General features: G+C 72.3%; 20 protein-coding genes and 1 pseudogene. 6 read left to right on the top strand and 15 right to left on the bottom strand.

Going from position 1 to position 21,791, the window contains the following annotated elements:
* Nucleotides 1-52: 52 nt before the first annotated feature.
* Both ACIOC0_RS00225 and ACIOC0_RS00220 read right to left on the bottom strand, forming a co-directional pair.
* Complete coding sequence (locus tag ACIOC0_RS00225) at nucleotides 53-778, bottom strand: DUF2625 domain-containing protein (RefSeq protein ID WP_402150352.1); 726 nt, start codon at nucleotides 776-778, stop codon at nucleotides 53-55.
* 48 nt (nucleotides 779-826) lie between these two features.
* Nucleotides 827-1,276: a GNAT family N-acetyltransferase gene (locus tag ACIOC0_RS00220; protein ID WP_402150349.1), complete on the bottom strand. Its 450-nt coding sequence runs from the start codon at nucleotides 1,274-1,276 to the stop codon at nucleotides 827-829.
* A 50-nt stretch (nucleotides 1,277-1,326) separates the two neighbouring features.
* On the opposite strand from ACIOC0_RS00220, the gene ACIOC0_RS00215 reads away from it, so the two are divergent.
* Nucleotides 1,327-2,106: an SDR family NAD(P)-dependent oxidoreductase gene (locus tag ACIOC0_RS00215; protein ID WP_402150347.1), complete on the top strand. Its 780-nt coding sequence runs from the start codon at nucleotides 1,327-1,329 to the stop codon at nucleotides 2,104-2,106.
* 93 nt (nucleotides 2,107-2,199) lie between these two features.
* Here the strand turns inward: ACIOC0_RS00215 and ACIOC0_RS00210 are convergent, their stop codons facing one another.
* From ACIOC0_RS00210 to ACIOC0_RS00195, 4 genes are all read right to left on the bottom strand, one after another.
* Nucleotides 2,200-3,033, bottom strand: coding sequence for a class II glutamine amidotransferase (locus ACIOC0_RS00210; RefSeq protein ID WP_402150344.1), 834 nt, complete (start codon nucleotides 3,031-3,033; stop codon nucleotides 2,200-2,202).
* A gap of 6 nt (nucleotides 3,034-3,039) precedes the next feature.
* Complete coding sequence (locus tag ACIOC0_RS00205; RefSeq protein WP_402150342.1) at nucleotides 3,040-3,480, bottom strand: hypothetical protein; 441 nt, start codon at nucleotides 3,478-3,480, stop codon at nucleotides 3,040-3,042.
* 123 nt (nucleotides 3,481-3,603) lie between these two features.
* Nucleotides 3,604-4,035 carry an SHOCT domain-containing protein gene (locus ACIOC0_RS00200; protein WP_402150339.1) on the bottom strand — a complete coding sequence of 144 codons (432 nt, stop codon included), beginning with the start codon at nucleotides 4,033-4,035 and terminating at the stop codon, nucleotides 3,604-3,606.
* A 681-nt stretch (nucleotides 4,036-4,716) separates the two neighbouring features.
* Entirely contained in the window at nucleotides 4,717-5,427 is a 711-nt protein-coding gene (locus ACIOC0_RS00195; protein ID WP_402150336.1) for an HdeD family acid-resistance protein, read from the bottom strand.
* Nucleotides 5,428-5,609: 182 nt separating this feature from the next.
* Between ACIOC0_RS00195 and ACIOC0_RS00190 the strand changes: the two genes are divergently transcribed.
* On the top strand, nucleotides 5,610-7,013 hold the full coding sequence (locus tag ACIOC0_RS00190; protein ID WP_402150334.1) for a DUF2252 domain-containing protein: 1,404 nt from the start codon (nucleotides 5,610-5,612) through the stop codon (nucleotides 7,011-7,013).
* 374 nt (nucleotides 7,014-7,387) lie between these two features.
* Here the strand turns inward: ACIOC0_RS00190 and ACIOC0_RS00185 are convergent, their stop codons facing one another.
* From ACIOC0_RS00185 to ACIOC0_RS00160, 6 genes and pseudogenes are all read right to left on the bottom strand, one after another.
* A complete protein-coding gene (locus tag ACIOC0_RS00185) occupies nucleotides 7,388-7,594 on the bottom strand; it encodes a hypothetical protein (protein WP_351098081.1) in 207 nt (68 codons plus the stop codon).
* Between the two features lie 119 nt (nucleotides 7,595-7,713).
* Nucleotides 7,714-8,232 (bottom strand): hypothetical protein, encoded by a 519-nt coding sequence (locus ACIOC0_RS00180; RefSeq protein WP_402150331.1) that lies wholly within the window; start codon nucleotides 8,230-8,232, stop codon nucleotides 7,714-7,716.
* A 52-nt stretch (nucleotides 8,233-8,284) separates the two neighbouring features.
* Nucleotides 8,285-8,751: pseudogene (locus ACIOC0_RS00175) on the bottom strand (MFS transporter); the annotation flags it as partial.
* A gap of 450 nt (nucleotides 8,752-9,201) precedes the next feature.
* Entirely contained in the window at nucleotides 9,202-9,468 is a 267-nt protein-coding gene (locus tag ACIOC0_RS00170; protein WP_402150329.1) for a hypothetical protein, read from the bottom strand.
* 221 nt (nucleotides 9,469-9,689) lie between these two features.
* Nucleotides 9,690-12,419 carry a LuxR C-terminal-related transcriptional regulator gene (locus ACIOC0_RS00165; protein WP_402150326.1) on the bottom strand — a complete coding sequence of 910 codons (2,730 nt, stop codon included), beginning with the start codon at nucleotides 12,417-12,419 and terminating at the stop codon, nucleotides 9,690-9,692.
* A 111-nt stretch (nucleotides 12,420-12,530) separates the two neighbouring features.
* Nucleotides 12,531-13,625: an NAD-dependent epimerase/dehydratase family protein gene (locus ACIOC0_RS00160; RefSeq protein WP_402150323.1), complete on the bottom strand. Its 1,095-nt coding sequence runs from the start codon at nucleotides 13,623-13,625 to the stop codon at nucleotides 12,531-12,533.
* Nucleotides 13,626-13,882: 257 nt separating this feature from the next.
* On the opposite strand from ACIOC0_RS00160, the gene ACIOC0_RS00155 reads away from it, so the two are divergent.
* A complete protein-coding gene (locus ACIOC0_RS00155; RefSeq protein WP_402150320.1) occupies nucleotides 13,883-14,707 on the top strand; it encodes a PhzF family phenazine biosynthesis protein in 825 nt (274 codons plus the stop codon).
* A gap of 45 nt (nucleotides 14,708-14,752) precedes the next feature.
* Here ACIOC0_RS00155 and ACIOC0_RS00150 read toward each other — a convergent pair whose 3' ends face one another.
* Entirely contained in the window at nucleotides 14,753-15,553 is an 801-nt protein-coding gene (locus ACIOC0_RS00150) for a CPBP family intramembrane glutamic endopeptidase (RefSeq protein ID WP_402153097.1), read from the bottom strand.
* A 513-nt stretch (nucleotides 15,554-16,066) separates the two neighbouring features.
* On the bottom strand, nucleotides 16,067-17,584 hold the full coding sequence (locus ACIOC0_RS00145) for a glutamate-cysteine ligase family protein (RefSeq protein WP_402150317.1): 1,518 nt from the start codon (nucleotides 17,582-17,584) through the stop codon (nucleotides 16,067-16,069).
* 587 nt (nucleotides 17,585-18,171) lie between these two features.
* On the opposite strand from ACIOC0_RS00145, the gene ACIOC0_RS00140 reads away from it, so the two are divergent.
* From ACIOC0_RS00140 to ACIOC0_RS00130, 3 genes are all read left to right on the top strand, one after another.
* Entirely contained in the window at nucleotides 18,172-18,765 is a 594-nt protein-coding gene (locus ACIOC0_RS00140) for a hypothetical protein (protein ID WP_352252081.1), read from the top strand.
* Nucleotides 18,766-19,114: 349 nt separating this feature from the next.
* Complete coding sequence (locus ACIOC0_RS00135; protein ID WP_402150313.1) at nucleotides 19,115-19,321, top strand: DUF5999 family protein; 207 nt, start codon at nucleotides 19,115-19,117, stop codon at nucleotides 19,319-19,321.
* Between the two features lie 260 nt (nucleotides 19,322-19,581).
* Complete coding sequence (locus tag ACIOC0_RS00130; protein WP_402150311.1) at nucleotides 19,582-20,625, top strand: LacI family DNA-binding transcriptional regulator; 1,044 nt, start codon at nucleotides 19,582-19,584, stop codon at nucleotides 20,623-20,625.
* Between the two features lie 33 nt (nucleotides 20,626-20,658).
* Here ACIOC0_RS00130 and ACIOC0_RS00125 read toward each other — a convergent pair whose 3' ends face one another.
* Nucleotides 20,659-21,732, bottom strand: a complete 1,074-nt coding sequence (locus ACIOC0_RS00125) for an endo-1,4-beta-xylanase (RefSeq protein WP_402150308.1) — start codon at nucleotides 21,730-21,732, stop codon at nucleotides 20,659-20,661.
* Nucleotides 21,733-21,791 lie beyond the last annotated feature (59 nt).

The raw sequence follows: 21,791 nt of genomic DNA, 5'->3' as shown, positions 1-21,791 counted from the left end.
CTGGTTCTGCTTCGAGTTGGACACCGATGAGAGGGTGTGGCGCCTCGTGGTGTCACACGTCGCCCAGGAACCCCGGGTCAGCCGGCCCCATGCTACGGGCGAAGTCCGCGGCGACTCCCAGGATCTCGCGCATCGGTACGGGCCGTCGGATTGTCGCCGTGAGGTCGGCGTGCGCCTCCTTGGTCCACAGGAACGGGTAGACCGAGATGCCCTCCGCGAAGGAAAGAGCCGCGGCTTCCTCGCGCCAGCCTGGCCAGCGCAGGCCGTCGTAGAACGTCTCCAACCGGCCTGAGAGCAGCCAGAGGAACCAGCCCGAGTAGCCCGTCTCCATCGCTTCCCACGCCAGGGTGTCGGGAGCGAAGTACGTCATCTGTCCGGGTGCTCCCGGCCGGCCCGCAGCCGCGGGATCGCTGCCGTTCAGCGCGAAGACCCCGCCCACGGCGTCATGACCGACGACGAGACCGGTCCCGGGATGCCACGCCGGATCGAAGTCGGCGGGGAAACGGTTGACCTGCGCCAGACTCGGGAGTCCTCCCTCTCGGGCCGAGCCGCCGCCGAACACGCGCACCCACCCGTCGTCCAAGAGCACTCCGCCGGTGTGCAGCGCCAGAGCTCCCAGCACCGAGCGTGCGGTGACCTGCATCTGCAGGATGCCCCGCCGGCCGTCTTCGCCATCGGCGGGCAGTGTGCGAACCGGCACGATGCTCGCACCGAGCGCTTCCTCGAGTTCCGGCCACGCCGGGTCGTCCACGTGGACCAGTTCGTCGATCTCTCGCATCCGAGGATGCTCGCATCCTCGCCCCGGCGTCTCACCCGGAGGGTGGGTTCATCCGTCGAGCGGGACGCGGTAGACCGTGGAGTTCCTGGGGCGGAAGCCGAGGCGTTCGTAGAGGCGGTTCGCCGCCGGGCGGTCGGGGCGGGAGGTGAGGTCGACCGTTCTGGCGCCCGCTTCACGGGCGATGCGCAGGGCCTCCTGGGTCAGGAGGGCCGCGACTCCCCGGCCTCGCGCCTCGGCGTCGACGATCACGTCCTCGACGCGTGCCCGCACACCGGACGGCAGTGGCAGCAGTACCAACGTCAAGGTGCCGACGATGGTCCCGGACACCCGGGCCACGAGCACCGTGTTGGCATCGCACATCACCGTCCGCTCGACCGCCTCACCGTCGAGCGGCTTCGCCGTCGAGGACAGCTGCGGCAGCAACCGGCCGAAGGCGGCGACGAGTTCGGGACTCGCCTGCCTGACGATGTCCACACGGATGTCCAAGCGGCTGTCCATGTGGGGAGCCTAGCCGCCGTCCGCGCGGCCGGGACCTTTAGGGTTCGGGAATGATCTCCCACAGCTATCTCACCGAACTGTTCTCGCTGGACGGGCGGGTCGCCGTAGTGACCGGAGGCAGTTCCGGCATCGGCCGGGCCATCGCCGGCGCCCTCGCGCGGGCGGGCGCGAGCGTGGTGGTCGTGGCCCGCCGGGAGTCAGAACTCGTCGCCACCGTGGACGAGTTGACAGCCGAGGGCTGCCGGGCAGCCTGGGTGAGCGGTGATCTCGCCGACCGCGACGGGGTGCGCGCGGCGGCGGATCGTGCGGTGAAGCCGTTCGGCGAGCCCGACATCCTCGTCAACTCCGCCGGCATCAACTTGCGGCCGCCGATGGGCGAACTCGACGACGAGGTGTGGGACGCCACCATGGCCGTGAACCTGGAGGCGCCCTTTCTGCTGGGCCGGCGCTTCGGGCCCGGCATGGCCGAGCGCGGTTACGGTCGGATCATCCACGTCTCGTCCCAGCAGGCGCACCGGGCCTTCGTCCAGAGCGGCGCCTACGGGGTGTCCAAGGGGGCGCTGGAGTCGCTGGCCCGGTCGCAGGCCGAGGCCTGGTCGCCGTACGGAGTCACCTGCAACACCCTGGTGCCGGGCTTCGTCATGACCCCGTTGAACGCGCGGTTGTCGTCCGACCCGGAGCGGGTCGCGGCGCTCGCCGCGCGCACGCTGGTGGGGCGCAACGGGCTGGCGGAGGACTTCGCCGGAGCGGCCGTGTTCCTGGCCGGCCCGGGCTCCGCGTACGTCACCGGGCAGTCGGTCTTCGTGGACGGCGGCTTCTCGGTCCACTGAGCCGGCCGTCCCGGTGACGTCCGTCGGCTGCCCGGTGCCGGTCGCCGCAAGCGCCCGGGCGGGTGCAGGCGTGCAGGCCGCACGGGTCGTGGCCTACGCCGCCTGCGGGACGAACGGCTGGATCTCGTCACCCCCCGCCTGCACCACGCCGTAGGTGCTCTCGGGCACCTCCTGCCAGGCCCCGGGCAGACCGCCCAGGGGCTCCGACACGATCAGACGGGTCTCGTCGGATACTTCGCGGAGGAACTCCACGTCCGGGTGGAGGGCGCGCAGCGTGTCCACCCGGGTGCTGTAGAAGAGGGAGCGTGACGCCTTCTGGCTGGAGTAGCGGAAGGCCCACAGCCGCTCCCCGTCGGTCACGGCGACCGTCATCTGCAGCGGGAACTCCACCCCGTGGTCATGGCCGATCCGCTCGACGAAGTCCGCCATCCGGGCGACCCCGGCCGGTGGATCCTCCTCCAGGCCGAAGGTGAGCGCCAGGAAGAACATCATCTCGGAGTCGGTCGAGCCCTCGATGTCGAGGAACAGGCCAGGGTCGACGGCCAGGGCCAGTTCGCGCCGCATCCGGTGGAACTCGGCGATCGCTCCGTTGTGCATCCACATCCAGCGGCCGTGGCGGAACGGGTGACAGTTGGTCTCCTGCACCGCGGTGCCCGTGGAGGCGCGGATGTGGGCGAAGAAGAGCGGCGAGCTGACGTGCCCCGAGATCTCCCGCAGGTTCCGGTTGTTCCAGGCCGGACCGACCTCCCGGACGATCGCGGGGGTGTCGACGTGTCGCTCGTACCAGCCGATGCCGAAGCCGTCGCCGTTGGTCGTCTCGACGCCCATGCGGGCGTGCAGGCTCTGGTCGATCAGCGAGTGGTGGGGTTTGTAGAGGATGGTGTCGAGCAGGACGGGGGTGCCCGAGTAGGCGAGCCACCGGCACATGGTCCGTCACCCGTTGCCCGGCGCGCGATCGAACGCATCCGACTCGTCGCGGCCGCCCACGCACAGCGCCCAGATGATGAACCCGGAGAACGCGATCATCACGACGGACCAGACCGGGTAGTACGGCAGGGACAGGAAGTTGGCGATGACGATGAGCCCGGCGATGGTGATGCCGGCGACTCGGGCCCACATGGTTCCCTGGAAGAGGCCCATGCTGACGACGACCGCGATCGCGCCCAGGATCAGGTGGGTCCAGCCCCAGCCGGTGAGGTCGAACTGGAAGACGTAGTTCCCTGTCGTGACGAAGACGTCGTCCTCGGCGATCCCCATGATGCCGCGGAAGATGTTCAGGACTCCCGCGAGCATGAGCAGGACGGCGGCGAACATCGTCATGCCCTGGGCCCACTGGTGCTTGGCCGACGTCGTGTGACGGGTGTGTGTGGTCATGCCGGTGCCTCGATTCGGTGACGGTCGTGCGGATCGGTGCAGGTCGGTCTCGACCGGTGGTCGGTCTCGATCGGTGATCGGTCTGGATCGGTGCAGGTCGGTTCGGTGCCGGTGGGTCTTCGGTCAGTTGTGTGAGCCGCTCAGGACCAGTTGCTTGGCCTTGCGGAACTCCTCGTCCGTGATGTCGCCGCGCGCGCGGATCTCGGAGAGCCGGGCGAGTTCGTCGACGCTGCTCGTACCTGCGTCGGTGCCCTTGGCGGTCTCGCGGATGTAGCTGTCGAACGCCTGCTGCTGGGCGCGGGCCTGCTCCGCCTCACGGCGGCCCATGTTCTTGCCGCGGACGATCACGTAGACGAACACGCCGAGGAACGGCAGGAGGATCGTGAAGATCAGCCAGCCGGCCTTGGCGCCGCCGCTCAGATTGTCGTCGCGGAAGATGTCCATGACGACCCGGAAGAGCAGCACGAACCACATGATCCACAGGAAGAACACCAGCATGGTCCAGAAGGCGCTCAGCAGTGGATAGTCGTAGGCGAGGTACGTCTGCGCACTCATGTCCGTTCTCCGTTCCGGGCCTCGGCCCGTACGCGGGCGGGGCCCCGTGCGGGGTGCGTCTGGTTCTCAGCGTGCGCACGGCAAGCGACGGCCGCCTCACCCGGGACGGGTGATGATGCACCCGCCTGCGGTGCACCGGGTGGGGGCGCGATGCGGTGCCGCTCGCCCGGGCGCGGTGCGGTTCGGTGCCGCTCGCCCCGGTGCGACACGGCAGGGCACGGCGCTCCGACCGTCGAGCCCGGTCGGGTACCTGAGTCGGCGGGAGGTACATGCCGAGTCGGCCGGCGGCCCGGCAGGCGGGCGGTTCGCGACCGCCGGTCGGCGCGGACAGCATGCCGGACGGCGGTTCCCCAGGGCAGCACCTACACGAGCGGCGGCATGCCGACCGGTGCCTGGCAGCCGACGCCTTTGGGCCGGAGGTGAGGCGGTGCAGCCCTGCGAGGGCAGATCGGACGGTGGGCCGTATCCAGTGGCCGGGGGACGGGACCGTCACGGTCAAAGCCAGCCCCAGGAAGCCCGCGGCGCTGGTGCCCGGACGGAGGCGCTCCCGGCAGGAACAGGCAGTCCGCGGCTCGGCCGTGCAACAGCGTGCCGCACAGCGAACAGATCGGGCTCCGGACGGGCAGAGCGCAGGCAGGTCGAGCACGCGACGCGCGCTCACGCCGGCCCCGGCGAACCGTGTCACCCCGTGGCACCCGACCGGCGTACGGCAGCGCGCCACGCGAAGGCGATCACGACCTCGACCAGCCCCAGCAGGACGAGCCACAGGCCGAGCAGCCGGGTCAGTGCCCGGGCCGACTCGGTGGGCAGCGCCAGTACGACGACGCCCGCGACGACGGCGAGCGCGGCGGCGCCGATGACGATGCCGCGGTGGGGCAGGTTCTTGGCGCCGACGGCCGTGAAGAGGGTGACGATGCCCGACACCAGCCAGACCGCGCCGACGATCAGCGACAGCGCGGCGATGGTCTGCAACGGATTGCGCAGACACAGCACCCCGCCGAGCACGTACAGCACGGCGAGGAGGAGCCCCGGCAGCCGTTCGCCGTGATCGTCCCGCGCGAAGGCCCCGACGAACCGGAACACCCCCGCGGCCAGAAGGTAGAGCCCGATGAGGACGGCCAGGACGTGGAGGGTCTCTTCCGGCCAGACGAGGACGATGACGCCCGGCACGAGCGTGGCGATCGCGGAACCGAGGACCCACAGCCACGAGCGCCCGAGGACGGCCAGAAACTGAGCGGGATCCCCCGCCGCCCCTCCCCCGGCATCCCACGCCTCACCGCCCGCCCCCATCGCACCGGTCCCCGCTGCCCCCGGCGGCGTCGCCCCTTGCGACCCTCCGACGGGCACCCCGCCGGTCGGGTACTGCGGGGCCGGTTCACGCGGCTCGGTCATGGCTCCTCCTCGCGTGGGCGGTGAGCGTTCATGCACCCCGGCGGGGCGCTGTGCGGCGGTGACCTGTGCCTCGCCAGCGTCCCGCCCGCCGTTCGCCGCCGGGTCACCCGCCGCGGGTGATCCGCGCGCGGCCCGGCGGCGGTGAGGTGGAGGCCCGGGGACGCGTCCAGGAGGTTGCGGTCATGGCCCTACCGAGTGTGTTCACCACCTCTCTGTCACCGGACGAGCGAGCCGCGTACGGCAGGAACGCCCGCGCGCGGGCGCCGCGCTCGTGCCACGGCTGGTTCGAGGCGCAACCGGACCGACCCGACCCCGTGGAGGTGCTGGAGCGTCAGTCTGCCTCTCGGGTACCGGAGTTGGTCCCGGTGCGCTACGGCCGCATGCTCGAGTCCCCGTTCCGCTTCTACCGCGGCGCCGCGGCGATCATGGCGACGGACCTGGGACCGGTGCCGAACACCGGACTGACCGTGCAGCTCTGCGGAGACGCCCACCTGCTCAACTTCCGGCTGTTGGCCTCACCCGAGCGGCATCTCGTCTTCGACATCAACGACTTCGACGAGACCCACAGCGGCCCCTTCGAGTGGGACGTCAAGCGGCTGGCGGCGAGCTTCGTGATCGCCGCCAGGGCCAACGGCTTCTCCGAGGCGGAGCAGAACGCCGCGGTACACACGTGCGTGAAGGCGTACCGGCAGCGGATGCGGGAGTTCGCCGGCATGCGCACCCTGGACATCTGGTACGCGCAGGACGACGCCGACCGGATACGCGACCTGCTGGCCTCGTCGATGGACCGGAAGGCCAAGAAGCGCTCCGACGAGGCGACGGCGCGCGCCCGGACGCGCACCTATCTCCAGGCGTACGAGAAGCTCACCCGGGTGACCGCCGAAGGCCGACGCATCACCCCGGACCCGCCGCTGATCACCCCGCTGCGGGATCTGACGAGCGACCCCGCCGAGGAGGAGAAGAACCTGCTGGCCGTGCTGGACGGGTACGCGCGGACGCTGTCGTCGGAGCGCCGCCACCTGCTGCGCCGCTACCGCCTGGTCGACGTGGCCCGCAAGGTGGTCGGCGTCGGCAGCGTCGGCACCCGCTGCTGGATCGTGCTGATGCTCGGCCGCGACGAGGAGGACCCACTGCTGCTGCAGGCGAAGGAAGCGCAGGAGTCGGTCCTCGCCGCCCACACGAGCGGTGAGCGGTACGACAACCAGGGCCGCCGGGTGGTGTCGGGGCAGCGGCTGATCCAGACGTCCAGTGACATATTCCTGGGCTGGACCAGCGCCGCGGGCCTGGACGGACACGACCGGGACTTCTACGTACGGCAGCTGCGGGACTGGAAGGGCATCGCCCGGCCGGAGACGATGGACCCGGGCCTGCTCCGGCTGTTCGCGCGGTTGTGCGGGTCCTGTCTGGCACGGGCCCACGCCCGGTCCGGCGACCCGATCGCGATCGCCGCCTACCTGGGCGGCAGCGACCGTTTCGACCGGGCCCTCGCCGGGTTCGGCCAGGCCTACGCGGACCAGAACGACCGGGACTTCGAGGCACTGGGGGCCGCTGTCAGCGCCGGCAGGGTACGCGCCGAGAGCCTCTGAGAGACCTGAGACGCCGGCGGGGACCTGCTCGCGCACGTGCTCGCGTAAGGGAAGACCCTGCGCGCAGGCCCCTGCCGCGACGCCGCCGAGCGCACGCGCACGCCGACCAGCCGCGCGCCCCGACTCGCTGGGCAACCCACCCGCCCGCGAGGGCCACCGGGCCCCCCTGGCCGCACCGGCCCCGCCGCGAGGCGCAGGCCGAGCCCGCCGCCAGTCCGCACAGAGCCGCCGCTTGAGTCCCCGTGCCCCGCCCGGCCGCTCGGACCGCTCCGGAAGCTCCGCAAGCCCCCTTTTTACCCCAGCCCTCACCCCCACCCGCCCCGCAGGGGACCCTCACGCCCCCGACTCCGGCAGCTGTCTCATCTCCAGCACCCTCACGCCCCCGACTCCGGCAGCTGCCTCATCTCCAGCACCCTCAGACCGAGCGACTGGCAGCGGGCGAGCAGCCCGTAAAGGTGCGCTTCGTCGATCACGTGACCGAACAGGACCGTCTGACCGGACATCACCACATGGTCCAGCTCGGGGAAGGCCCTGGTCAGCGTCTCGGACATATGCCCTTCGACGCGGATCTCATAGCGCATCTGCTGCTCCCCCGGATGGCCTGGGACAGGCGAACTGCGCCCTTACCCTGCGATGGTCCGCCAAAGTGGGCCGGCTGGACCTCACCCCGTACAGGTGATTGGCCGCCGCGCTCGGCACCTCAGTGCGTCACGATCAGCTTGAACGCGATGATCAGCAGTCCCAGCAGCAGGTTGACCGACGCGGAGAGAGCCACCATGCGCCACGGCGCTCCGGCTCGGCGCGCCGCCGCCGACGACCAGCCCACCTGCCCGGCCACGGCCACGGAGAGCGCCAGCCAGAGCGTGCCCGGCAGGCCGAGGCCCAGCAGCGGACTGACCGCCACGGCGACGGCCGGCGGCACCGCGGCCTTGACGATGGGCCACTCCTCGCGGCACACCCGCAGCACGACGTGCCGTCCGGGGTTCCGCTGGGCCAGGCGCGCCCCGAACAGCTGGGCGTGGACGTGCGCGACCCAGAAGGACAGACCGGTGAGCAGGAGCAGGAGCACGAGTTCCAGGCGGGGGAACGATCCCAGGCTGCCGGCCCCGACGATCACCGAAGCGGCCAGCATGGATCCGTACACGCCGCCCGTGTAGTCGGCGTGGGCCCGGCGTTCGACGCGGCGCGTGCGCGCCGCGGCGGGTCCGGCCTCGGACATCCCGGCCTCCTTGGGGTCGGTGGAGCAGGAACACCTGATCGGTGGCCCGGTCACCGGCCGCGGCGGAACGGTCACGGGCGGCCGGCCCCCGGGTCGGCGGGTGCGAGGTCACGAGGAAGCTCGCCAAGGTGATGCCGCCGGCCGCGAGGATCGCCGCCTTGAGGCCGTCGAGCTGCGCGGCGGCGCAGGAGTCGGCGACGGCGTCCACCTCGGCCGGGGGCAGCCCGGCCCGCTCGGCGGCCGAGCGGACCTGCTCGGTCGGCACGAAGCTGATGCCGCGTCCAGGGCTACGCCGGTCTGCCGGCGGGCCTCCTCCGACAGGCGCGGGTCGTCCTCCACGTGGGCGGTGAAGGCGTGGGCCAGGGTGCCGATGAGTATCGATCCGATGAGCGCGGTGCCCAGGGCCGAGCCCAGGTTCTGCGCGGTGAACTGCAGCCCGCCGACCTCACTGCGTTCCGCTTCGCCGACGCTGGACCGGACGACGTTCCCGAGTCGCGAGGCGAGCAGTGCCATGCCCAGCACGCTTCAGCGGCCTCGTCCAGCAGCACAGCAACACCGTCTTCCACGGACTCGACCCCCGCCCCGCCGAAAACCAGACCCCGCTCGATGTCACCGAACTCGACCCGCACGCCCCCGGGACGCCACCTGGTCCGTGCACAACCCCCGACCACCCGATATCGTCACCGCCTTCCTCCAGGACGGCGACGATCCCGCCGAACTCGCCATGTGTGTCCAGGCCCTGCGTCGATCCGTCCTGCACACCACCGACGGCGCTGTCCGGCCCTGGCTCATCCACTGCGCAGATCTCATGACCGAGCACCTCGTACAGGGTCCGCCCCGGCAACGGGTCCTGGACGGCCTCGACGAGCCATCAAGAACGTCCGATCCACGATCTACGCTCTCGAGCTGCGCGGCGCCGACGGGGCCAACGGCCTGCGGAGCCGGCTGGTCGCCGAGGCATGTCGGGCTTCAGCCCCGGGCGTCAGACGTGGACTGCCAGGCCTGCACGCCGGCTCGGGACGCCTCCTTGGCCTGCCGCCACTTCATGGCCGCCTGCTGGGCCGGGGGCACGTCCATGTCGCGGATCAGGCGCCGACCTGCTGCGATCACGGCGGAGGCCGCGATGGCCATGCCGGCGCACGCCACCGCGGCACCGGCTGCGGTGACCACGACACCGGTAGTGACGAGCCGGGTGTTGATCTCGACCGTCCGCTGGGACTGGTGGTGATGGTTCATGACTCCACTGTCCAACGGGGGGAGCCACGTCGCATCCCGGCACGGCTCAGGACGGGTGAGGCCCCGAAGATGCCGGCGGGCACCCTGCCCTCGAGCTGCCCACGGCTGGTAGTCGTACGCCTGTCCGGTGGTCCGGTCCCGCCGGGCGCCTCGGCTGCCACAAGGAAGTCTGTCCTCACCGCCGACGGCCCGTGGTCGGGCCGGTCACAAGAGGCCCCGTGTCACAAGAGACCCAGTTCTCGGGCGCGGCGGACGGCGTCGTTGCGGCGGTTCACCGACAGCTTGCGGTAGGCGCTCTTGAGGTGGGTCTTGACCGTGTTCACCGAGACGTACAGGTCGCCGGCGATCTCCTCCGTGGACATCATCTGCGCGAGCCGCGCCAGCACGTCGCGTTCCCTGCCGCTGAGTTCCTCCACGACGGGCGGCCGGTCGGCGTCGTCCGGGGGTGTGCTCGCGCTCGCGGGGAGGAGCCAGCCCGCCGCGTACGGCCGCAGGGTGGACGAGTTGAGATGGGGCCGGATCCACGGCCCGGCCTCCAGGAAGGGGCGGCGCAGCAGTTCACGGCGGGCCTCGCGGAGGGCCTGGGCCACGAGCTTGCACGCTCTCGCGGGGTCGCCGGCCGCGTCGCCGGCCTGAGCTCTGACCAGGGTGGCCCGTACGGTCACGGCGGGGCCGAAGCCGTCGTCGGGGCGCAGTCCGTCGAGCAGGTCCGCCGCGGCCGCGGGCCGACCCGCGGCGAGCAGGGACCGTGCCGCCAGCACCGTGCAGGCCGGCTGGTCGTCGCAGACCGCGAGCAGCAGTTCGGCGGCGGTGTCCGGCCGGCCCTCGGCCAGGTGCGCGGCGGCGACGACGAGCGCCCGCTGCGCTTCCGCCCAAGGGGATGCCGCTTCGGCCCGGACGGCTGACTCCACCGCCTGGAGCGCGGCCCGGGCGTCGCCGCGCGCGAGACGCAGACGGGCGGTGAGGACGGCGCGGCAGGACGTCATGACGGGATCCCGCAGTGCGGGGTGCGCCTCGCCCGTCGCGTCGAGCAGGGCCTGAGCGCGGGCGGGTTCGCCGCGCTCCACGGCGACGGCGGCGAGGACCAGTCGCCCCATGCCGGAGCCGGACGGCTGGGGCAGGCCGAAGCGCTCCGTCTCGGCCAGTGCCGCCCTGGCCCTGCGTTCGGCCCTGCCGGGCCAGCCGTTCAGGTGGTCGATCAGGGCGAGGCGGCCGAGGGCGTCCTCACGTGGGAGCGCCGTCGAGGCGCCGCCGGGCGCGCCGGCCGCCGCGGCGAGGGCGTCGCGGGCGGCGTCGTAGTCGCCGGCCCACAGCCGGGCCGAGCCCAGGTGGGTCAGCAGGAGCGCGAAGAGTTCGGGGTGCCTGTCCAGGTGCGGGCCGCGGACCTTCGTCCGCAGTTCCCCTGCTTCCTCCCCGGCCGCCTCGGCCCTGTCGGGCGAGCCGGTCAGCCGGGCGGCCAGCGCTTCGAGCAGGGCGCAGCCGAGCCGAGCGGCCGCCGACTCGGACGGGTCGAGCGCGGGGTGTTCCGCCTCGTACGGCGCTCCGGCGGCCCGGTGTTCCGCAGGCGGGGCCTCCCGCGTGAGGCCGCGCCGGGCGCGGTCGAGGGGGGGCAGGCCGGCGTCGAGGTCGCCGCGGGCGAGCTCGCGGGCCGCCCGGACGAGGTCGGTGGCCGTGCTCCTGACCCCGGGGTCCATCCGGGAGAACAACTCGGCCAGGTCGTCGGAGCGCAGGCCGGTGAAGAACTGGCCCAGGGCGAGGTCGTCGACCAGGGCCCGCGCGCTGAACTCCCAGTCCCCCGCGGCCGCACCGTGGATGAGGGTCTCGGTGAGGTGTCCGGAGCGGCGGAGCCATCGCGCGGCCCGCTGATGGAGCACGGGCTCCAGGCCTGGGGAGCGCACCCGCAGATGGGCACGGAGGATCTCCCCGAACAGGGGGTGGAGACGGTACGAGGCGTGTCCGAGATGCTCCACGAACGCGTTCTCCCGCTCCAGCGCGCTCAGGATGGGCTCGGCGTCGCCGCGGTTCGTCAGCGCGTTCGCGAGCTGCGGATCGAAACGGTCGAGCACGCTCACCCGTAGCAGCAGGTCCTGGGTCTCGGCGCTCTGCCGCTTGAGCACCTCCGCGAGCAGGAAGTCCGCGACGGGGCTGCGGTCCGCCTCGAACTCCTTGAGGTAGGTGTGCGGATCCGGGCTCTCCAGCGCCGCCATGGCGCACAGTCTCAGCCCCGCCGCCCAGCCGCCGGTCCGCTCCACCAGCGTGCGCGCCGCGTGCTCCGGCAGCCGCAACCCGTGCAGGGCCAGCATCTCGGCCGTCTCCTGCGGGGTGAACGCCAGCTCCCCGCCCCTGATCTCGGTCAGTTGGCCCGCCGCCCGGTAGCGGTGCAACGGCAGCAGTGGTTCGTTGCGCGTGACGAGGACGAGCCGCAGGCCGCGCCCCGCGTGGTGCAGGACGAACTCCAGTTGCTCCGCGATCTGCGGGTCGGTGACCCGGTCGTACTCGTCGAGCACCACGGTCACCGGCCGCTCCCGGGCGCTGAGTCCGGCGGCGAGCCGCGTCAGCAGCGTGTGGGGCACGCGGCTCGGGTCCGCCGGGCAGCCGACGTCGGCGGGCATCTCCGGCAGGGAGGAGCGCAGCGCCTGGAGGAGGTACGCCCAGAACATGCCCGGGCCCTGGTCCGCCCCGTCGGTGGTGAGCCAGGCGAGGCACTCCGGCCGCGCCGCGGCCCAGTCGGCGACCAGCAGGGTCTTGCCCGCCCCCGCGGCGCCGTTGACCATGGTCAGCGGTGTGTCCAGCGCCTGGTCGAGATGCTTGACCAGCCGCTCGCGCCGCAGGAAGGTCAGCGGCCGTGCCGGGACGGCGAAACGTGTGCGCAGATAGGGGTCTCCCAGCGGGTCGGCGTACGGCGGCGTCGACCGCGTACCGCTCTCACCGCTCTCCTCCAGCTCAGCCATGGCGCTCACCGCCCCTGGTCGTCAGGTCTTGGGCAGCGGTGCTCCCAGGATCCCAGCATCCGGCCGACACCGCGCTACCGCGGGCAACGGCGCAGGTCAGACCGGGTGAGATCAGGCCGGTCCGGATTCTGCGGGTGCCACCCCGAGGGCAGTCAGATGCTCCCGGTACCACCTCGCCGACCCCGCGAGCCTGGCCAGCGGGCCGGGGCCCGGCGTTTCCCGGGTCAGCTTCCATATGTCGTCGGACAAGTACCAGTGGTCCCGGCCGACCAGCGCGAACTGGCGTTCCGAGGCGCGGCCGGGGGTGGTCCGCAGATGTTCCAGGCACCTGGGCCACGGCCAGTCGGCGGACGGGCGTGGCGGCAGGACGTCGTAGGCGGCCAGCCGCGCCAGCAGGTCGCCGGTGCGGACGGGCTCCGGGTGGCCCACGTGGTACACGCCGGGCGGCACCTCGTGTGGGCCGACGGCGATAGCGGCGATCAGCCGGGCGAGGTCGCCGACGTCCACCACGGACAGCAGCGCACGCCCGCCGTCCCACTCGGCGGGCACCCGCTCGACGAGTTCCCGCAGCCCGGGGACGACCCAGCGGTCCCCCTCGCCCAGCACGATCCCGGGCCGCAGCACCACGGCGCCCGCCGCCCGGGCGTAGGCCTCCCCGGCCAGTCTGCTCCTGCTCGCCGCGGAGACCGGCTCGGCGGGCACCTCGTCCACAGCGACGCCCCGGTGCGGGCCGGCGCCGTAGACCGCGGCCGTCGACAGGTGCACCGTCCGGCGGACGCCGGCGCGCGCGGCCTCCGCCATCAGGGCGCGGGTGCCGTCCACGTTGACCGCCTCACACCGCCGCTCGTCCCCGCCGATGTACGAGGCGAGGTGGACCAGCGTCCGCACTCCCTCGCACAGCCCGCTCAGCCCGGCCGGGTCGGTCACGTCCCCGTGGAACCAGTCGACGGGCAGGGCCGCCCCGCCCTCGGGGAGCCGGCGCACCAGCGCTCTCACGCGGGGCCGACCTGGGCCGGCCGGCAGCGCGGACAGCGCCCGCAGCGTGTGCGAGCCGATGAAACCGGTCGCGCCGGTCAGCACGACGGTGCCGACCCCGCCGTCGCCTCCGGCGGCGCCGGCCGCCTCCGTCCCGCCTGCCCCGGTCCCGGCCGCTCCGGCTGTCCCGCCGGTGTCCCCGCCCGTCATGCCGTTCACTGCCGCCCCCATGCCGCTCCCCCTCGCCGTCCCGCCACCCCGCCGTACGGTCGTACCGGCGCCGTTACGGTCGTACCGCCGACGTACGCTCGTGCCGCCCCGTCTCCGTTCCCCGTCTCCAGCCGTCTCCATCTCCGGCCGTCTTCCGCTCGAACGTCCCGGCTCAACCGGATGGTTCCGCAGCCGGGTCATGCGATCGGGTGAAAACGGTCCAGGCGTCGCCGATTGGCCTTGGTCCACCGCTCGTCCCGCCCCCTACCGTCAGCCGCATGCGCATTCGAATCGTTGACGCCTTCGCCGACCGCCCCTTCACCGGGAACCCCGCCGGGGTCCTCCTGCTCGACGCCTTCCCGGGCGACGACTGGCTCCAGGACGTGGCCATGGAGGTCAACCACGCCGAGACGGCGTTCGCACATCCGCTACCCGCAGGCGGTGAGGCGGACTGGGCGCTGCGCTGGTTCACGCCCGTCGCCGAGGTGGCGATGTGCGGCCACGCCACGCTCGCCACCGCGCACGTCCTGCACTCCACGCACGCGCACGAGGGCCCGGTGCGGTTCGCGACGCGCAGCGGCGTCCTCGCCGCGACGCCCGCCGAGGACGGCTCGATCATCCTGGACTTCCCGACCGCGCCGCTCACGCGCGTGGAGATCGCGGACGGCGTGAGCGAGGCTCTCGGCGCACGACCACTCGTCGCGTTCGACACGGGGCCGAACGTAGGGGACCTGCTGGTCGAACTCGCCGACGAGAAGACGGTCCACGCGCTCGCCCCCGACCTCAGGTCGCTCGGCGCACACTCCGCGCGCGGGGTGATCGCCACCGCCCGAGCCGAGGATCCCGAGCGCGGTTACGACTTCGTCTCCCGCTGCTTCTTCCCGAACGTCGGCATCGACGAGGATCCGGTCACCGGCAGCGCCCACACCGCCCTGGCGCCCTACTGGTCCGAACGGCTGGGCCGCCCGGAGCTCACCGGCCTTCAGGCCTCACGCCGCTCCGGACTCGTACGCACGAGCCTGCGCGGCGAGCGCACCTTGCTGAGCGGCCGCGCGGTCACCGTCATCGAGGGCGACCTGCTGGCCCCCGAACCCACCCGCTGACCGCGCCCCGCGCCCACCGCGGCGCCGCACGACATCGGGCGCGCCTCACGCCACCGGCAGCCACGACACCTTCCCCGCCAGCAGCGCGTAGCCGACGAACGCACCGATGTCGAGCAGTGAGTGCGCCACCACCAGGGGGCCGACGCGGCCCCACCGCCGGTACAGGAACACGAACACCACGCCCATCACCATGTTGCCGACGAAGCCGCCGATGCCCTGGTAGAGGTGGTACGAGCCGCGCAGTACGGAACTGGCCGCCAGCGACCCCGTCGGGCTCCAGCCCAACTGGTCGAGCCGGCGCAGCAGATAGCCGACCACGATGACCTCTTCCAGGATGGCGTTCTGCATGGCGGAAAGGATCAGCACCGGGAACTTCCACCACACGTCCGGCAGCGCCTCCGGCACCACCGTGAGGTTGAAGCCGAGTTGCCGCGCCGCGAGGTAGAACGCGATGCCGGTGCTGCCGATCCCTGCCGCGACGGCGGCGCCCCGGCCGAGGTCCGGCCACGGCCGGGTACGGTCGAAGCCGAGGGCGCGCAGTCCCTGGCCCTCGCGCATCAGGAAGTGCGCGACGAGGGCCACGGGGATCAGCGCCGTGGTGATCCCGAAGAGCTGCCAGGCGAGATCGAGCCAGGGACGGCCGGGCGCGGCCGAGGCGTTGAGGGTCGCGGCCTGGTCCTTCAGGCCTCCGGGTTTCGTGACCGATCCGACAAAGCTGATCAATGCGGACACTCCGCTCGCACCGAGAGAAAGCCCCAGGACGAGCAGCGTCTCGTCCCGGAGGATCCGTCGTGTGAGCGGCTGTTGGGGAAAGGAACCGGCCACCGCGCCCGTCTCCACCTGCACACCTGCCTCCAGTTGCGTACGGGGGCGCATCACCGCCTCGCACGCCATGCCGCCGGATGGGACCGGCGCTCAGGTCGACAGGGAGGGGCACCACCGCCATGGGACGTCACAGCTTGCCCGATCAGCACGGGGCGAGCGGCAGCGACCCCCGTGTATCGCGCGCACGGTCGCGAAGGCGCCGGGCGGGCCGGCGAGGACGTACACCTGGGTGGAGTCGGCGAGCGCGGCGACGCGGGACGACGGGTCCCGGCCGGCCATGGCGCATCAGGCGCGCAACACGAGCGGGCTGCCGGCGCTGACGTGCTCGACGCGCCGTCGCCCCACGCGGACGACGCGGACCACAGGGGCGCCGGGCGGCGCGCCCCGCCGGAGACGGAAGGCCGACCGTGCGAGCCCCCGCAGCCCACAGCCGCGCGGAGACCGCGCTCCACCCAGGGGCGTGGGGACGGCGCGGACGGCCTTCCATGCAGCCGCACCCCGCCCGACGGCCCCGCCCCGGGGGACGTCAGCCCGTCATCCCGCCGGCACCGGCTCCGGCAAGCCCACCGGCCAGGTGTGCGCCGGCTCGCCCTGGTGGGAGAGTTCGGCGTAGCGGCAGGTGGTGGCCGCGAGGGCAGCCTCGCGGGACATACCGGCCTCGAGCGCCCGGTGGAACGTCTCCACCTGCCAGCTCGCCCCGTTGGTGCGCCGTCGGCACCGCTCCTCGATGACGCCGAGGTAGTGGTCGCGGTCGGCGGGCTCCACTCCCCACGCGTCCAGTCCGGCCTCGGCCAGCGGCAGCAGCTCCTCGCGGACGAGGCTCACCACGTCGACCTCGGCCGTGCCGCCGAGCCGCCCGCGCCGCGGCCACTGGAGCCGGGCGTCGATGCCGTACCGGCAGGCGGTGTCGAAGTTGGCGGCGGCGGTCTCGAACGGCATACGCGTCCACACCGGCCGGGAGTCCTCGGCGAGGGCGCGGACGAGGCCGTAGTAGAAGGCCGCGTTGGCGACGACGTCGGAGACGGTGGGCCCGGCGGGCAGTACCCGGTTCTCCACCCGCAGGTGCGGGTGGCCGTCGGCGACGCCGTAGACAGGCCGGTTCCAGCGGTAGACGGTGCCGTTGTGCAGGACGAGCTCGGCGAGCTTGGGTACGCCGCCGGCGTCCAGGACCTCCAGCGGGTCCTCGTCGTCGCAGATCGGCAGCAGCGCCGGGAAGTAGCGCAGGTTCTCCTCGAACAGTTCGTACGCCGAGCTGATCCACCGCTCCCCGAACCAGGTCCGCGGTCGCACGCCCTGCGCCTGGAGCTCCGGCGGGCGGGTGTCGGTGGCCTGCTGGAAGACCGGCGGGCGGGACTCGCGCCACAGTTCGCGGCCGAAGAGGAACGGTGAGTTGGCGCCGACGGCCACCTGGACGGCGGCGACGGCCTGGGCCGCGTTCCACACGTCGGGGAACCGGGACGGCGTCACCTGGAGGTGCAACTGCACGGAGGTGCAGGCCGCCTCGGGGACGATCGACTTCGACGTGCACGACAACCGCTCGACGCCGTCGATGTCGAGGGCGAACTCCTCACCGCGGGCCGCGACGATCTGGTCGTTGAGAAGCGTGTAGCGGTCGACGTCGGAAAGATTGGAGGTGACGATGTCGTCACGGTCCAGAGTCGGCAGAATGCCGATCATCACGATTCCCGCGTCGACCTCTCCCGCCTTTCGGTGGGCATATGCCAGCGACGTACGGAGTTCCTCGGCAAGCCGGTCGAATACCCGCCCGCCCAACCGGTGTGGAGCTATGTTCACTTCCAGGTTGAACATGGCGAGCTCTGTTTGGAAATCGCGGCTGGCGATCCTCTCCAGCACTTCTCCATTCAGCATTTTCGGCAGCCCGTCGGCACCCGCGAGATTCAGTTCGATCTCGAGCCCCATGAGGTTCTTGGGGCGGTCGAAGCGCTGCTGAGCCAGGAGCCGCTCCAGCCCCGTGAGGCACTGCCGCAGCTTGTCGCGGTAGCGCTGCCGATCGGACAGGTCGAACCCGCCTGCCACGACCTTCTCCCCCATCGAAGCTTCCCTCCTCGCGTGGCGGGCCGGTGGTCCGGCCCGCCGGATGTCCCGGGGTCACGTGGGATGATGCCCAGCCTTCCCGATCGATAACGTCCCCGTCGGGCCGCGCCGACCGCTAACCTGAGCGGAGGTGACCGGAGGCACATTCACGGGGCATGCGGCAGAACGCTGTTTCAGCGCCGTTTCAGCACTGGTCCCCCGGATGAAGAACTCGTGAAAAACGACGACACGAATAGGCCGACCGCGCCGTCGCCATATCCCGAGGTCACAGCCCTGCGCCCCGCTCTGAATCGGGATGATTCACGCGTACCGTCGACCGAATAGACCCTTGCCGGGTGCCCCGGGACCGGCTAGTCGAAACACAGCCTGAACACGTGTCGTATAAACTCCGCGAACAAGGCAGAGAAGGTGGGCGCCCTCGGTCGAAGGAGCCTGTCGTTCCGTCGTGGCGACGGACGGCAGGCCGCACGTGTCTCCGGTTCCCTCACCCCGGCCACCACCTCTGTGACCTTCCCTGAGAGCTGACAGCGCCGTCCGCCCCCGCCCTCGCGCCACCGTGCCTGTCGAATGAGAGGCGACCCACCATGCCGCTGCATGTCCCCCCGGCTCCCGCGCCCGCCCTGCGCTCCGTCCTCACAGCCCTTGCCTCGCCCACCGCGGTCAGTGAGGCGAGGACCCCCTCCCTGCGCGACGCCGAGGGGCCGGCCGTTCCCGAACTCCCCCTGCCCCTGCATGTGCTGGACCGGATCACCCCCGAGGGCGTGTCAGCGACCCGGCTGGCCGGCTGGCGGTTCCTGATCCGCTGCGGCGACCGGGCGGTGGCCGCGGCCGAGACCCGGCTCACGGCGGACGGCTGGGCGTTCTCGCACTTCTTCGAGGGCCCGTACATCGCCTCCACGGAACGGGCCCTGCGGCAGGCCGAGTCGACGCCCCAGCCGTACCAGGCGAGACTGCTGTCCGTGCCCGGCCTGTACATGCTCACCTTGTGGCTGCACGGCGACTGCGCCTCCGACGGCGTAACCGGGCACCCCGCGGCGACCGATCTGCTGGTGCCGCTGGCCCCCGCGCCGCCCGGGATCGCCGCCCACCGACCGCACCGGGTCGCCGAGTTGCTGCCGGTGCTGACCCTGCGGGTGACCCCGCCGACCCCCCTGCTCGGCTCCCCCGCCCCGGCCTGACCCCGACCACCTCGCCGTGCCCCGCCCCCACGCCCCGGGGGGGGCGGGGCACTGCCCTGCTCGTGATCACGCACCTAGCCCCATCAGGCCACCGGAAACCACCCGAAAGGACGGTGCGGTGGGGATGAACCGCACGCGTGGGTGATGCGTCATGAACCTGTGAGAGGCGGTGCAGCGAAACAGCTGCGGATCGACGCCCGTGGGGCAACACTGGGTTCCGACCGACTTATCACAACGGGGGGCGGCCTTGAACGACATTTCACGCCGCGGGACAGACGCGACACACTGGACCGACGCGATACACGCGACAGACACCTCACATCTCACGACAGAGCGAAAGATCTCCGCCATGTGCCAGCACAAGCCACCGTGCCCGCCAGCCGACTCCGCCGACCGGGAATCCGCCCGCCTCCTGGCGCACCACCCGGAGCAGGGCTGGAGCCTGCTGTGCAACGGCGTCCTGCTCTTCGAGGACACCGGTGAGCTCCTGCCCGACGGCCGGATCATCGCGCCGCACCGCCCGCTGGACGTCGCCCGCGTGGTCACCGCCGCCTGAGGCCTGTCAGGCGGACGAACCCCCGGGGCTGGTCCCCGGAGCCTGTCCGGGCGGCGTCTGTCGAGCGACGTCGGCCGGTGTACTGAGGGGCCGGACCGCAGCCGCCGCTGCGCACCGGCCCCGACGCGCGTCCGGGGCCGGTCACGGGCCGTAGCCGACCGATTCCCCCTTCTGCCTGCCTTCCCCCGACCGCCCACTTTCCGGAAGACTTCTGGAAGTTTCGCGGCGGCGACCGCAGCGGCGCGACGGAGGTGGGGGAAGTGACGACGGACGAGACGGCGCCCGCGCCCCGGGGCAAGGTCACCATCACGGAAATCGCCCGGCGGGCCGGCGTCTCCGTGCCGACGGTGTCCCGAGTGGTCAACGGCCGCTCCGACGTGGCACCCGAGACCCGGGCCCGGGTCGAGGACCTGCTGCGCCTGCACGGTCACCGCAAGCGTCCCGCCCCCTCCACCCCGGCCCGCGCCACACTGCTCGACCTGGTCTTCAACGACCTCGACAGCCCTTGGGCGGTGGAGATCATCCGCGGTGTGGAGGAGGCCGCGCACGCGGCCGGCGCGGGCACCGTGGTGTCGGCGATCCACGGGCGTTCGGGCGACGCCCGGGAGTGGCTGCGCAATCTGCGCGCCCGCGCCTCCGACGGCGTCATCCTCGTCACCTCGGCCCTGGAGCCCACTCTGCACGAGCAGTTGCGCATCCTGGGGGTGCCGCTCGTCGTGGTCGACCCGACCGGCTCCCCGGCCTTCGACACCCCCACCATCGGCGCCGCCAACTGGTCGGGCGGCCTGGCCGCGACCGAGCACCTGCTCTCCCTCGGCCACCGCAGGATCGGCCTGATCGCCGGTCCGCCCCGACTGCTGTGCTCCCGCGCCCGGTTCGACGGCTACCGGGCGGCCCTGGAGGCGGCGGGACTCGGCGTCGACGAGTCCCTGGTCGTGCCGGGCGACTTCCGCCCCGAGTCGGGGTGCACCGGATGCACGGCCCTGCTCGACCTGCCCGAGCCGCCGACGGCGCTGTTCGCGGCCAGCGACCAGATGGCCCTCGGCGCGATCGAAGCGCTGCGCCGGCGCGGACTGCGGGTGCCGGAGGACATGAGCGTGGTCGGTTTCGACGACCTGCCCGAAGTGCGCTGGTCCGCACCGCCGTTGACCACCGTGCGGCAGCCCCTGGCCGACATGGGCACGCTGGCCGTGCGCACGGTGCTGCGCCTGGCCCGCGGCGAGCACCCGGACTCGCCGCGGGTGGAGCTGGGCACGGAGCTGGTGGTGCGCTCCAGCACCGCACCGCCGGCTACGACACAGTGAAAGCCCGGTTCGGGCAAACCCTTTGAAGGGGCCTCAGCGCCGCTTCAACGCCTCCCGGATCGCGTGGTACGCCGGCTTCGGGGCGAACTGCTCGTCCCACGGCAGGGCCGCCCCCTCACCGGGGAAGAACTCCGGGATCCACGAGTACTTGTCGGTCCAGTCCCAGACGGTGATGCCGACGCACCGCCGCACCGCGAGGCACCCATTCGTCAAGTCCCGGTACCAGTCGGCCTGTTGGGTCAGCTTCTCCTCCGTCGCGGGCAGCAGCATCCGTACGTCGACCTCGGTGAGCGCGGTGTCCAGGCCGAGCCGGGCGAAGCGGCGGAGGTTGTCCTCCAGGGTGGTCGGATAGCCGTACTGGAGCGCCAGATGCGCCTGGAGGCCGAAGCCGTGGAGCGGGATGCGCTGGGCCTTGAGCTGCTTGGCGAGGGCGTAGTAGGCGTCGCTCTTCGGGCCGACGGCCTCGACGTTGTAGTCGTTGACGTAGAGCTTGGCCTTCGGGTCGGCCTCGTGGGCCCAGCGCAGCGCGTCGGCGATGTAACCGGGGCCGAGCGTCTTGTAGAAGAGCGACTCGCGCCAGGTGCCGTCCTCGTTGAAGGCCTCGTTCACGACGTCCCAGGCGTAGACCTTGCCCCGGTAGTGACGCACCTCGGTCTGGATGTGGTTCTTCAGCACGGCCCGCAGCTCGTCGGCCGTCCACTGCCGGCTCGTCAGCCAGCCGGGCAGCTGGTTGTGCCAGACGAGAGTGTGGCCGCGCACCTTCTGCCGGTTGGCGCGGGCGAACTCCACGACCTCGTCCCCCTTGGAGAAGTCGAAGACGCTCTGCCGGGGTTCGATGGCGTCCCACTTCATGCTGTTGCCGGGGGTGATCATGCCGAACTCGTGGCCGAGGATCTTCGTGTAGGCGGTGTCGGTGAGCACGGGGTTGTCGGTGGCGCTGCCGAAGTAGCGGCCGTGGCGCTGCGCCAGGTCGCCGAGGGTCTTCGTGCGGTGCTGCTCGCCCGCCTGGGCGGCGGGGCCGCCGGCGGTTCCGGCGGCGACGAGCAGAGCGGCGAGGGCTCCGGCGAATCCGAGCCGGAGACGGGAGGGGCGGGTGGTGCCGGGCATGGTGCGACTCCTCACGGTGCGGGGTGTGGGTGAGCCGTACGACGGTGCTGGTGCCGTGC

The organism is Streptomyces sp. NPDC088254 (genome assembly GCF_044740925.1).
In the GTDB taxonomy this organism is placed as follows: Bacteria; Actinomycetota; Actinomycetes; order Streptomycetales; family Streptomycetaceae; genus Streptomyces.
The sequence above is the reverse complement of the archived record's forward strand: the minus strand, read 5'-3'. Positions and strand labels throughout refer to the sequence as shown.